The 13,459-nt window shown below is 32.9% G+C and carries 12 protein-coding genes and 1 pseudogene; 4 read left to right on the top strand and 9 right to left on the bottom strand.

Going from position 1 to position 13,459, the window contains the following annotated elements; genetic code table 11:
- Positions 1 to 31 precede the first annotated feature (31 nt).
- The 7 genes and pseudogenes from rfbF to sufC form a co-directional block, all read right to left on the bottom strand.
- Positions 32 to 812: pseudogene (rfbF, locus tag EP747_RS11670) on the bottom strand (glucose-1-phosphate cytidylyltransferase).
- A gap of 233 nt (positions 813 to 1,045) precedes the next feature.
- Positions 1,046 to 1,564 (bottom strand): AAA family ATPase, encoded by a 519-nt coding sequence (locus tag EP747_RS11665; protein ID WP_129690094.1) that lies wholly within the window; start codon positions 1,562 to 1,564, stop codon positions 1,046 to 1,048.
- A gap of 189 nt (positions 1,565 to 1,753) precedes the next feature.
- A complete protein-coding gene (gene sufB / locus EP747_RS11660; RefSeq protein WP_098428628.1) occupies positions 1,754 to 3,151 on the bottom strand; it encodes a Fe-S cluster assembly protein SufB in 1,398 nt (465 codons plus the stop codon).
- A gap of 46 nt (positions 3,152 to 3,197) precedes the next feature.
- The gene (sufU, locus tag EP747_RS11655; protein WP_098428627.1) at positions 3,198 to 3,644 is read right to left on the bottom strand and encodes a Fe-S cluster assembly sulfur transfer protein SufU; all 447 of its coding nucleotides are present in this window, start codon (positions 3,642 to 3,644) and stop codon (positions 3,198 to 3,200) included.
- The gene (locus EP747_RS11650) at positions 3,634 to 4,854 is read right to left on the bottom strand and encodes a cysteine desulfurase (protein WP_098861061.1); all 1,221 of its coding nucleotides are present in this window, start codon (positions 4,852 to 4,854) and stop codon (positions 3,634 to 3,636) included. Before EP747_RS11650 ends, sufU begins: the two co-directional genes overlap by 11 nt.
- Entirely contained in the window at positions 4,854 to 6,161 is a 1,308-nt protein-coding gene (gene sufD, locus EP747_RS11645; RefSeq protein ID WP_129690092.1) for a Fe-S cluster assembly protein SufD, read from the bottom strand. Before sufD ends, EP747_RS11650 begins: the two co-directional genes overlap by 1 nt.
- A 19-nt stretch (positions 6,162 to 6,180) precedes the next feature.
- The gene (sufC, locus tag EP747_RS11640) at positions 6,181 to 6,966 is read right to left on the bottom strand and encodes a Fe-S cluster assembly ATPase SufC (protein WP_056468759.1); all 786 of its coding nucleotides are present in this window, start codon (positions 6,964 to 6,966) and stop codon (positions 6,181 to 6,183) included.
- A gap of 243 nt (positions 6,967 to 7,209) precedes the next feature.
- On the opposite strand from sufC, the gene EP747_RS11635 reads away from it, so the two are divergent.
- Positions 7,210 to 7,455: a DUF2164 domain-containing protein gene (locus EP747_RS11635; RefSeq protein ID WP_129690090.1), complete on the top strand. Its 246-nt coding sequence runs from the start codon at positions 7,210 to 7,212 to the stop codon at positions 7,453 to 7,455.
- Positions 7,456 to 8,373: 918 nt separating this feature from the next.
- Here EP747_RS11635 and EP747_RS11630 read toward each other — a convergent pair.
- Positions 8,374 to 9,090: a DUF3298 and DUF4163 domain-containing protein gene (locus EP747_RS11630; RefSeq protein ID WP_129690088.1), complete on the bottom strand. Its 717-nt coding sequence runs from the start codon at positions 9,088 to 9,090 to the stop codon at positions 8,374 to 8,376.
- 107 nt (positions 9,091 to 9,197) lie between these two features.
- The gene (locus EP747_RS11625; RefSeq protein ID WP_129690086.1) at positions 9,198 to 10,289 is read right to left on the bottom strand and encodes a serine hydrolase domain-containing protein; all 1,092 of its coding nucleotides are present in this window, start codon (positions 10,287 to 10,289) and stop codon (positions 9,198 to 9,200) included.
- Positions 10,290 to 10,639: 350 nt separating this feature from the next.
- On the opposite strand from EP747_RS11625, the gene dltX reads away from it, so the two are divergent.
- The 3 genes from dltX to dltB are packed head-to-tail and all read left to right on the top strand — an operon-like array spanning position 10,640 to position 13,457.
- Positions 10,640 to 10,783 (top strand): teichoic acid D-Ala incorporation-associated protein DltX, encoded by a 144-nt coding sequence (gene dltX / locus EP747_RS11620; protein WP_082459405.1) that lies wholly within the window; start codon positions 10,640 to 10,642, stop codon positions 10,781 to 10,783.
- A gap of 11 nt (positions 10,784 to 10,794) precedes the next feature.
- Positions 10,795 to 12,309, top strand: a complete 1,515-nt coding sequence (gene dltA, locus EP747_RS11615; RefSeq protein WP_129690084.1) for a D-alanine--poly(phosphoribitol) ligase subunit DltA — start codon at positions 10,795 to 10,797, stop codon at positions 12,307 to 12,309.
- Positions 12,306 to 13,457 carry a D-alanyl-lipoteichoic acid biosynthesis protein DltB gene (gene dltB / locus EP747_RS11610; protein ID WP_129690082.1) on the top strand — a complete coding sequence of 384 codons (1,152 nt, stop codon included), beginning with the start codon at positions 12,306 to 12,308 and terminating at the stop codon, positions 13,455 to 13,457. Before dltA ends, dltB begins: the two co-directional genes overlap by 4 nt.
- Positions 13,458 to 13,459 lie beyond the last annotated feature (2 nt).

Below are 13,459 nucleotides of genomic sequence, written 5' to 3'. Positions count from 1 at the left end.
TTACAGAGGCATACATTAAAAACTGTTGTTCTTAATTATTTTTATCCCATATATTCCATGGAGCTTTATTGGACTCCCACATTTCTTGTAAATATGTCTTATGTATCCATTGGATGCCAAAAACTATTATGTTTATATGCCATTAATTGACCATCTTTAGCCAGGTTTTCTAAGGGCTCCTTTTCAAATATGGTTTGTTCACCGTTGTTCAGGTAATTAAATACTTCTGGCTGCAATACAAAAAAGCCAGCATTTATCCAACTGCCATTTTCTGGTATTTTCTCTTGAAACTTCTCTACGTTCTGATCATTGGACAAGGATAAAACTCCAAACCTGCCTTGAGGCTGTGTAGTTGTTAATGTAGCCAGCTTCCCATGTAAGTGATGGAATTCTACTAATTCCTTAATATTTACATCACCTACTCCGTCACCGTAGGTCAACATAAAAGATTCATTACCAACATAATCCTGCACTTTCTTAATTCGGCCACCAGTCATTGTATTTAAGCCAGTGTCAACCAAGGTAACCCTCCAAGGTTCAACCGAATTCTGGTGAATAATAAATTCATTTCCCTTCTGAAAATCAAATGTTAAATCAGAATTATATAGGTAATAATTTAAAAAATACTCCTTGATTACATGGCTCTTATACCCTAAACAGATAATAAAGTCGTTATAACCATAACTAGAGTAAAGCTTCATGATATGCCATAAAATGGGTTTGTCACCAATCTCTATCATAGGTTTCGGCTTTAAATGGGTTTCTTCACTTATTCTTGTGCCAAACCCTCCAGCTAAAATTAAGACCTTCACATTTTTCTCTCCTATCCTGACATTCTGCTTCTTGAATAAACATCTATTAGTTGCTATGTCAATTTCTTAATAACATATTCTTAATTTTCAGAATTGTTTAGGCGTATCCAACATTCAAAAACGCATTTTAGAAAGGAAAGTTAAAATGAGACTTACTTGAAACGGGAAAAAGTATTTAAGAAGTACAGGAGAGGGCTAGGGTAAACTGACAAACAATGTTAGTGTAGTCAAAGTTATAGACAAAATTGATCAAAGCGCTTTTTTAAATCATGAATAATTTCAACGGGCTGTTTATTTGTTGTATCATAGAGATATTTTTTGTTTGGCAAAAAGTTTTCAAGTTTGTTTTTTAAATATAAAGATCCTTCTATTAAATAATCATCCCCCCTTTGATTTAATCGACTAATAATCATATCATCATCTGCCCGTAATACCACATAATGAATTTTTACATTTAAATCCGATAAGTGCTTATCTAACCACTCTAACTCACTTTCAACAACATAATCGATAATTACATTAATGTTATTTTCAAGAAAGTTCTTTGTTAATGAGAGAATATTTTTCCATATAATAGCTAACATTTCTTCCCACGGAGGTAGTTTTTTTCCTCCGAACATTAATTTGATTAAGTCACCTTCTATTACTGCAGCATTTTCTAACTCCTGGGCAAGTGCCTTTGTAACTGTCGATTTACCTACACCATATGGACCTGAAATAATGTAAATGGAGCTATTGTTTCTATTATTCATATTAAGTTTCCTTTCCAGAACCTAGTTAATAGGGAATTAAGGATTTCTATAAAGATTATGCGTATACATATCTTCTTGTGCTATGCTATGTAGACAAATTCAAGTTTTGTATAAAAAAAGACCCCCAACCAAATTGGTTGAGAGCCCTTAAAACGCCTCAAATGTTTGTTCAACAACATTTGTAGAGTTTTAACCAATTGAACCTTCCATCTCGAATTTAATCAGACGGTTCATTTCAACTGCGTATTCCATTGGTAATTCTTTTGTAAATGGCTCAATGAAGCCCATTACGATCATTTCTGTAGCTTCTTGCTCAGAAATACCACGGCTCATTAAGTAGAATAATTGCTCTTCAGATACTTTTGAAACTTTCGCTTCATGCTCAAGAGAAATATTGTCATTTAAAATTTCGTTGTATGGAATTGTATCAGAAGTTGATGCATTATCCATAATTAACGTATCACACTCGATATTTGAGCGTGATCCAGTTGCTTTACGACCGAAGTGTACGATACCACGGTACGTTACTTTACCACCATGTTTAGAAATAGATTTCGAAACAATTGTAGAAGAAGTATTTGGAGCTAAGTGAATCATTTTAGCACCAGCATCTTGGTGTTGTCCTTTACCAGCAATTGCAATAGAAAGTGTAAGGCCACGAGCACCTTCACCTTTAAGGATAACTGCTGGGTATTTCATTGTTAATTTTGAACCAATGTTTCCATCGATCCATTCCATTGTTGCGTTCGCTTCACAAACGGCACGTTTCGTAACTAGGTTGAATACGTTATTCGCCCAGTTCTGAATTGTTGTATATCGGCAGTATGCATCCTTCTTAATGATGATTTCTACTACTGCAGAGTGAAGTGAGTTTGTTGTATATACAGGAGCTGTACATCCTTCAACGTAATGTACATGTGCACCTTCGTCAGCGATGATTAATGTACGTTCAAATTGACCCATATTTTCAGAGTTAATACGGAAATACGCTTGAAGTGGCGTGTCAACTTTAACACCTTTTGGCACGTAAATGAATGATCCACCAGACCAAACTGCAGAGTTTAATGCAGAGAATTTGTTATCTGTTGGTGGAATTACTTTACCAAAGTGTTCTTTGAAGATGTCTTCGTGTTCACGTAATGCAGTATCTGTATCAGTAAACAGAATTCCAAGGTCCGTTAAGTCTTGCTTCATACTATGATAAACTACTTCAGATTCGTACTGAGCAGAAACACCCGCTAAATACTTTTGTTCAGCTTCAGGAATACCTAATTTATCAAAAGTATTTTTGATTTCTTCAGGTACTTCATCCCAAGACTTTTCTGTTTTCTCTGATGGCTTTACATAATAAGTAATTTCATCAAAGCGTAAATCAGACATGTCTCCACCCCATTGAGGCATTGGCATATCATAAAAATGTTGTAAAGATTTTAAACGGAAATCTAACATCCATTGTGGTTCATTTTTCATGCGTGAAATTTCTTCAACGATTTCTTTTGTTAATCCACGTTCAGAACGGAAAATCGATACGTCACGATCATGAAAACCATATTTATAATCACTAATATCTGGCAAATTAGTAGACATTATTCTTGCTCCCTTCTAATAGAAGAGGAGGATTAAAGCTCAGAAGTTATTCTGATTTTAACCCCTTCTCCATCGCTTTCCATGCAAGTGTTGCACATTTAATTCGTGCTGGAAACTTTGAAACACCTTGAAGTGCTTCAATATCATCTAAATCGATTGATTCATCATATTCTTTTCCAAGCATCATATCTGAAAATATTTGAGCAAGCTGTAGGGCTTCCTCTATTTTTTTACCTTTAATTGCGTGAGTCATCATTGAAGCTGACGCCATTGAAATTGAACATCCTTCACCGTCAAAACGAGCATCTGATACAATTCCATCATCAACCTTTAAACGGAGTTCAATGCGATCACCACAAGTAGGGTTATTCATGTTTATTGTTACATCGTTTTCTGATATTGCCCCTACCCCTTTGTTACGAGGGTTTTTATAATGGTCCATAATCACGCGACGATATAATGCATCTAGATCAATGTTTCGATTAATAGACATCGCTGAAATACTCCTTCGTTTTAACTAATCCTCTTACAAAAGCATCTACATCTTCTTTTGTATTATACAGATAAAAACTTGCACGAGCAGTAGCAGATACCTTTAACCATCTCATTAATGGCTGAGCACAATGATGGCCAGCTCGAACAGCAATTCCTTCTACATCTAGTACAGTTGCAACATCATGTGGATGAACATCTTCCACATTAAACGTTACTAGCCCTGCACGATGCTTAGGACCATAGATTGTTACTCCTTTTACAGTAGATAACTGTTCAAGTGCATAATTCGCAATCTCATGTTCATGCTTTTCGATATTATCCATACCGATTTCAGTTAAGAAATCAATAGCAGCGCCTAAACCAACTGCACCAGCAATGATTGGAGTACCACCTTCAAATTTCCATGGCAGTTCTTTCCAAGTAGAATCTTGTAAGTCAACGAAATCAATCATTTCCCCACCAAATTCAATAGGTTCCATGTTTTCAAGAAGATGTTTTTTACCATAAAGTACACCAATACCAGTAGGAGCACACATTTTATGACCAGAAAATGCGTAAAAATCGCAATCCAAGTCTTGAACGTCGACCTTCATATGTGGAGTACTTTGTGCACCATCAACAAGCATGATTGCTCCATTTTGATGAGCAATTGCTGCAATCTCTTTAACAGGGTTAATTGAACCAAGTACATTTGAAACGTACATAATCGCAACTATTTTTGTATTTGAGTTAATTGTAGCTTTTGCTTGCTCAACGCTGATTGAACCATCTTCTTCTAATGGTATATATTTTAATGTTGCGCCAGTAGCTTTAGCAACCTGTTGCCAAGGAATGATGTTACTGTGATGTTCCATATAAGAAATCACAATTTCATCTCCAGCTTTTAAGTTCGTTCTTCCGTAACTAGCAGCAACTGTATTAATTGCAGTAGTTGTACCTCTAGTAAAAATAATCTCTTCAATTGATGATGCATTAATAAATTTACGTACTTTATCACGAGCTCCCTCGTATGCATCAGTAGCTTTTGTTCCTAGAGTGTGTACACCTCTATGAACATTAGAATTATATTCTTTATAGTAGTTAGCAACAGCTTCTATTACTTGAACAGGTTTTTGTGAAGTTGCAGCACTATCCAGATATACTAAAGGATGTCCATTTACTTCTTGATTTAATATCGGAAAGGCTTCACGGATTGCTTTAACATCCATTACTTAACCTTCCTCTCAATTACATCTACAAGCATTTTTTTAACTTCTTCAATTGGTAGTTCCGAAACTACAGGTGCTAAGAATCCGTGAATAACTAAGCGCTCTGCTTCTTTCTTCGGAATACCGCGACTCATTAAGTAGTACAGTTGAGTTGGATCTACTTTACCAACAGAAGCAGCGTGACCTGCCATTACATCATTTTCATCAATTAATAGAATTGGGTTCGCATCTCCACGAGCTTTTTCACTAAGCATTAATACACGTGAAGTTTGTTGTGCATTAGACTTAGAAGCGCCGTGTTCAATTTTACCAATACCATTAAAGATTGAAGTAGCAGAATCAATTGATACACCATGTTTTAAGATCCAACCTTCAGATCCTTTTCCAAAGTGAGTAATATTTGTTGTAAAGTTTTGCGTTTGCTCACCACGGCCTACAGTAACCATTTTCATGTCACCGAACGAACCGTCACCAACTAGGTTTGTAACATTTTCGAAAACTGAGTTTCCATCGTTCATAAGTCCAAGTGCCCACTCGATTTTGCTATCGCGACCAGCGTGACCACGACGAACAACATAAGCAGTAACACCTTTTGCTAAAGTATCAACAGCACCATAACGAACTTTTGCATTATCTAATGTAATTACTTCAGTAATAACGTTAACAACAGCCGCATCTAAATCAGCAGATGTAGAAATATAGTTTTCAACATAAGTAACTTCACTGAATGCATCTGCAACAACAAGAACGTGGTTATATGCAGGTACGTTTTCACCATCTACAACAAAAATAGATTGGATTGGTTTCTCTAACACAACATTTTTAGGAATGTATAAGAAAGCTCCACCATTTACTAATGCTGCATGTAATGCGATTAATTTATTTTCATCGACTTTTACAGCCTCTGTCATAAAATATTTTTTCACAAGATCTTCGTGATCTTTAATCGCCGTGTGTAAATCTACGAATACTACACCTTTTTCTTTTGCTTCAGAAGAAAGAGAGTGGTATACAGCAGAACCATTATATTGTACATAAACTGATTGATCAGTGTCTTCATTCATTAAAGATGTTACTGACTCTGGTAATTGATCTTTTGTAGGAACATTTCCAGCTGTAACATTAAATTCTTTTCCAAAGAAATCCCATTTAGAGATATTTGTTTTATCTGGCTTTGGAAGAGAAAGTGATTCAGCTTTTGCTAGTGCATTTAAACGGAACTCTGTGAAATATGCAGGTTCATTTAGCAGTGCAGAAAGCTGCTTAACTGTTTCTTGACTAAATGGAATTGTAGTACCAGTTGTCATGAGAATCCCTCCTATCCGATTAAGCTTCTTGCCCAACAGTCTCGTCTTCGATACCTAACTCTTGTTTAATCCAGTCATATCCTTCAGCTTCTAAACGTGCAGCTAATTCAGGACCACCTGATTTTACAATACGACCTTGCATCATTACGTGAACGAAGTCAGGAGTAATGTAGTTTAATAAACGTTGGTAGTGAGTGATGATTAAGCAACCAAACTCTTCTCCACGCATTTCGTTAACACCTTTAGAAACTACTTTTAATGCATCGATATCTAAACCTGAGTCAATTTCGTCAAGAATAGCAATTTTAGGTTGGATCATCATCATTTGAAGAATCTCATTACGTTTTTTCTCTCCACCTGAGAAGCCTTCATTTAAGTAACGTTGAGCCATTTCTGGATCCATTTCTAAGAATTCCATGTTTTTATCTAATGTACGGATAAATTTCATTAATGAAATTTCATCGCCTTCTTCGCGACGTGCATTCATCGCAGAACGTAAGAAATCTGCGTTTGTTACACCGCTAATTTCACTTGGGTATTGCATAGCAAGGAAAAGACCAGCTTGAGCGCGCTCATCAACTTCCATTTCTAAAACATCGTTGCCATCTAGCTCGATGCTACCACCGATTACTTCATATTTTGGATGACCCATAATAGCAGAAGATAAAGTTGATTTACCTGTACCATTTGGTCCCATGATTGCGTGAATTTCTCCACCTTTTACTTCAAGGTTTACACCTTTTAAAATTTGCTTTCCTTCAATTGCTACTTGAAGGTCTTTTATTTTTAATGTAGAAGCTCCCATTTTACACCCTCCATAATATTACATAAAAATTCTATAAAATAGAAAATGGCTATTTTAAGTTCATTCTCATTTTATTCTCATTCTAATCTTAAAGCAATTAAAAAGTATTTTCAAGCCGTGCACTATTTTACCAAAAAAGTTTTATTACGTGTAACTTTTTTTCGCAAAAAAAGAATAAATAGAGATACTATATATATAGGAAATTAAAAATCTAATATCACAACTAAAAAAGAGGCGAATTTAATGTCTAAAACAACTAAGCTTTCACCAGATCAACAAAAATTTGCGATTAATCAACTACAAACGTATTTCTTACAGGAAAAAGACGAAGAATTAAGTGAATTAAGTGCAATGTTGCTATTAGACTTTATATCACAAAAACTTGGACCTATGTTTTACAATAAGGGAGTTGAGGACTCACAAAGATTTATGTCCGAACGAGTTGAAGATCTTTATGCTTTATTATTAAAAGAACAGATTGAAGATTAAATTGTTTTAGTAAACTTCTTTGCTTTTAGTTCTTAGCGGCCTTTAGCTCACACTTTATTAATCGTACATACTCACTTTTAGATTATTCAATATTTATATAGTTGTTCAACTTATTCTTATATTGTTAAAACAAATGAATGTTTTCATGCAGACTCTACCATTATTTACGAAAATGCTTTATTTCATTTATCAAATTATCAAATAAATAAAGAAAAAGAACCTTTTATAAAATGAAGGTTCTAATGCTGTCGAAAAAGTCGACAGCTTTTTATTTTGTCTATTTCCGTAAACATTGTTCTACTAAAATAAGTACTACGTCGATTTCCACTTCAGGATGCTCCCTTTCCGTGGGGAGAGAGGTGAGCCTCCTCGGCGCGCCTGCGGGGTCTCACCCTTCCCTCTTTTCCCACAGGAGTCTCGCACCTTACGTTCCAATCATTACCGAAAGATTACTGTTAAATTTTATTAAACCAACAATCTATTAAAAAATTGACTACTTTAATATCACATTTCAAACGATTAGATCTCTTGATATTTTTAAATCATTAAATAGCTGAGGTAATCTGATGTTAACGAATTCGATAGAACACCAAAATGAAGTTAAAATTGTATGCCTTTAGGAATTAATTCCTAAAAAAAATCTTCTTCAAACAGCTGTAGTTCAATAAATACAAAAAGATCACAATGCATCTAGCACGTACAGTATAGTTGTATTATTTTTTTAGAAAAACATTAGATTTTATCAATATGAATAGATCAATTGGACATAAAAAAGAGTGTAGAGAAATTTTTAGGGGTTTCTCTACACTCCTAGCACCTTTTATTTATTGTAGGTTCTATCTGCTTTTGTAAAAGGAATTTATTCATCTTTCAAATATTTGCTCAAGTATGAATTTAAACATAAGAAAAACGAATGAATTATTGATAGACCTGAACAGGTATAAAGACCTCAGGCATGCCAGCAGCATATGCAGCTACTTCATATTCTTTAAAAATTAATTTAATTCCCGCATGGTCAAATGCCCATAATCGATTTTTGTCACTTAGGTCAATCTCGTTAGGAGATTTTATTAATACATATCCTTTATATTTCTTTTGTAATTGCTGATAAGCATATTCTTGTACGGATTTTGTATTTTCGTTTATTAACTTAGATAGTGGAACTACTTCACCTGTTTTCACGTCAAAATTAAATGTAGTTCCCATTGTCATCCCATGTGCTCCACCTGTATATGAATATTCATTATAAATAACACTTAATTTATCAAGATTATTGTAGAGTACTTTATAAGTAAAAACATATTCATAAGGTCTCCACGGCCCTTGGCTAGCATCCCATTTTGACTTAGCTTCCTTCTCGTCTTCTAATAGCTTCAAACGATTACTATTCGCTAAATCAGCACCTTGTTTTAAGATACTATTGATCTTTTGTTGTGCAGTTGAATTAGATGCTCCACTTATTTGTGGATACTTAATCGGTGCATCATTTAGTTTTTGTTCAGTAATTTTAATATGTCTCGTTAATGAGTTTTCATTGATTTGAGCTTTAGTTTCCGCATTAACAAATTTAATAGACCCCAAATTAATACTGCTAGTCATTATGATTAATAAGAAATAAAATAGAAACTTTTTCACTAGACTCCTCCTATTTTCTTTATAAAAAATAGTATGAGTATCTTTTAAATTATTTATGAAATATTTTATAAGAGTCTAGTTTCTAACAATCAAACAATAAACTGTTCTCAACTCAATTTGTTAACTATTTTAAATAAGTTCATTGCTATGTCAAAAGTGTTTGGTTTCACCTTTTGACTATTAGAAAACACAATTACATATGTTTTTGAAACTGGATCGAAGACATTCATACAATTAATTCCTGGTACTACCCCACGATTGTATAAATACTTTCCTTTATTATAAATTCCATATGCATAATGATTTTGATATGGCTTAATAAATTGAGTAAAGCTTTTCCCCAAAATAAGTTTATTTGAAATAAGTGCCTCGTCCATTTTTTGTATTCCTGAAACAGTTGAATAAATATCTCCGCAGCCTAATAAATAGTTAAAATTTGGTATTCTTAATTGTTTCGGTTCATTTTTGGATTGAATTAATAAATAACCTAATGCATGATTCTTTTTTTTATAAAAATCATTACCTTGTCCAATTTCAGTCATATTCGCTTTATCGAAAATATGTGTTTTTATATATTCTCCATAGGAAATTCCAGTTACTTTTTCAATAACGTAAGCAAGTAAAATATAATTCGTGTCATTGTACTCCCATTTGTCTAACGGCTTATAGTGAGCATTTGATTTAACTATTTTCTTTATTAGATCAGTTGATGAAATTGGATTAAATAACTCTTTTTGTCTCTTAATCCCTGAAGTATGTGAAATTAAATGAAATAATGTTAATTTTGATCCATTTGGAAATTCCGGTATATATTTTGAAATCAGATCGTTAAACGATATTTTGCCTTCTTCGTTTAATTGCATTAACGATGTGGAAACAAAAAATTTAGAAATTGAGCCAATTGGATAATACGTATTTGGTGTGTTTGGTAACTGATTTGAGATATCTCGATAACCGTATCCTTTATTAAGAATATTTTCTTCATTCTTCCTTACAAGAACAACTCCGTTAAAATGAATTTGCTGTAAATAGCGATCAATCTCTCTAGCATTCTTATTTTGATATTTAATATTCATATTAAAGTGATTCGAAACTGTCACTTTCGAAGAGCTTTTATTCCTAATAAAACTACAAAAAGGAGACATTATTAAAACAGTTAAGAAACTAGGTATCAATAACAAATAAATTTTTTTCATCATTCACCATTCTCCCATAGGCCAAAAGGATTTTCCTAATTCCCTACTCTCCAATATCTTTACCTTACCCCTTATTTTACTGTTCATTATTTAAGTTCCAATCACCTACTATCTTAAAGTTCTACTAGCTAAACCTTTTATATAGGAACTAAGAACAAAAGTACACTTCATTTACTTATCCTAATTGTATTAGCAATCTTGTCCATTAATCTTTAGATTTGAATTAGAAAAAATTTACTAAACCTTTAATAATTTATTATCTGTCTGTAATTTTAAAAGGTGTTTGGTTAATTTTTCATCTTTTTTTCGGTGTTATAATACGTCTAGCTAAAAATTAAGAAAGGTGAAAACAAATGGGTAAAATCCATATTTTCCGTTCAAAGACTTTAAGATTTTTATTTTATACTGCGTTTTACTTATCAATTTTACTTGCACTACTCTACTTATATGGATTTAAAGATTCATTTACAGGGACCTTTATATATAACGATTTTTAGGACGTGAACTGATGAAATCAATTATTGAACAAATAGATTATTGGGCAATTAACACCCCAGACACTATCGCATTTCAAAATAGTGATTATTCGTTAACATATAAAACTTTAAAACAACAATCAGATGCGATTGCTAGCTGGATGATTAAAAATAATTTTACGAATAAGCCTATTATTGTGTATGGTCATATGCAGACAGAAATGATTTCCATTTTCTTAGGAAGTGTAAAGGCAGGTTGTGCCTATATTCCCGTTGATGAGTCTATCCCTTTAGAAAGACTCAAAAAGATGATTACTAATTCTGGAGCAACTTTACTAATTACACCAAAAGAAATTACTTTAGAGTTTGAATCCATTAAAATCATAAATTTTCAAGAACTACAGGAGATTATTGATTCTACAAATCTAGTCAAATCTTTAACTGATTTCAATGTTAAAGACGATGAAACATTTTATATTATCTATACTTCGGGCAGTACCGGAGATCCAAAAGGTGTACAAATTACAGAAAAAAACTTACGTAGTTTTACCGATTGGATATTGAAGGATTTTAATATACACAATGGTCAACGCTTTTTGAACCAAGCTCCATTCTCTTTTGATTTATCAGTAATGGATTTATATCCATCGTTATTATCGGGTGGCACACTTATTGCTGTTGAAAAATCTTTGATTGAGCGACCAAAAGCATTATTCGATTATTTAATGAAAAGTGATATTGAGATTTGGACTTCTACACCATCATTTCTAGAGATGTGTATGATGAATCCGAATTTCAGCGAATACTTACTACGAAACTTAAAGACTTTTCTTTTCTGTGGTGAAGTACTATCGAATAATAGTGCTAAACAGCTTTTATCTAGATTTCCTAATGCAGAGATTTATAATACTTACGGTCCAACTGAAGGAACAGTTGCTGTAACATTCGTCCGGATTACCGAGGAAGTCATAAACCAATATTCCCCATTACCGATTGGAACTCCAAAAGCCGATACAATCATTTACATTATGGATGAATTGGGGAACCCACTTCCAGATGGTGAAACAGGGGAAATTATTATAGCTGGTCCAAGCGTTGGTAAAGGGTATCTTAATAATCAATTAAAAACTGATGCAGCCTACTATCAAATAAATGGCACGCGCGCTTATAAAACAGGTGATTCTGGTTACTTTGATCATGGGCTATTGTTCTATAAAGGTAGGATCGATTTTCAAGTAAAGCTACACGGGTATCGGATTGAAATTGAGGACATTGAAAATAACATTAGAAGATTACCATTAGTCCATTCTGCAGTTATATTACCAGAGATGAAGGATGGTAAGTGTATAGATTTACATTGCTTAGTAGTCGTTAAAGAACACGATTTCGAAAAGGAATATCATTTAACACGTTTTTTAAAACAAGAATTAAATAAATATATGCCGACTTATATGATTCCAAGAAAATTTAGTTTCATGCAAAGTTTACCAATGACAACGAATGGTAAAGTTGATCGAAAAAAATTATTGGAGCAAGCTTACCAATGATTCCATACAGTAGTTTTACGTTTTTCGGTATTTTATTTGTTCTATTAATCCCAGCAGTCATATTAGGGTTTTTAGGTAAAAGATCAACTAACTACACAACATTTCTTTCTTTTGTGTTTTTATTATTAGTCTTTTCCTCTTCTAAAATACAAACCTTCTATCTAGTTGTTTATATAATTTGGGTAGTAATTTTAATAAAAGGTTATAGTGTTTATCGGAAGAATGCGAACCATTCAGCTGTTTATTACTTAAGTGTTTTTCTATCAATTTTACCTTTAATGATTGTTAAAGTTTCACCGATTTTTGAAAGTACTACACTTGTAGGCTTTTTAGGAATTTCCTATTTAACTTTTAAAGCAACACAAATCATTATTGAAATTCGCGACCACAGTATAAAGGAAATAAAGATTGTTGATTTCTTGAAGTTTTTATTATTTTTTCCAACGATCTCTTCTGGACCAATTGATCGTTTTAGGAGATTTCAACAGGATTGTCAAAAAAAGCTAACAGCTAGTGAATACAAGGAGTATTTTCAAATTGGTGTTCATAAAATTTTTATTGGTTTTCTCTATAAATATATAATTGGTTATTTAATTAACGTTCATATACTTGAAACACAGTTTGTATTAGGGCATACATTTGTTTCAAATCTAACGTATATGTATGCATATAGTCTGTACTTATTTTTTGATTTTGCTGGTTATAGTGCATTTGCAATCGGCGTTAGTTATTTAGTAGGCATTAAAACACCTGAAAACTTTAATATGCCATTCATTAGTCGGAATATAAAAGACTTTTGGAATCGCTGGCATATGAGCTTATCATTTTGGTTTCGCGACTATGTATATATGAGAATCGTATTCTTATTGACTAAGAAAAAAATGATTAAAAATAGAAGGAATATTTCATATATAGGTTACACTACTTTATTTTTACTAATGGGTGCATGGCACGGGATCCAAATAAATTACCTACTTTATGGTTTATACCAAGCTATATTGATGTGTAGTTTTGACTGGTTTGAACAATTCAATAAGAAAAAAAAGATTTGGAAAAATAATAAACTAACACATGTATTAGCGGTTATTATTACATTCCATTTTATTTGTTTCGGATTTTTAATATTTTCAGGACATCTAGTTAACTAAAG

It is taken from the genome of Gottfriedia acidiceleris, from assembly GCF_004138285.1.
GTDB classification, from domain to species: domain Bacteria; phylum Bacillota; class Bacilli; order Bacillales; family Bacillaceae_G; genus Gottfriedia; species Gottfriedia acidiceleris_A.
The sequence above is the reverse complement of the archived record's forward strand: the minus strand, read 5'-3'. Positions and strand labels throughout refer to the sequence as shown.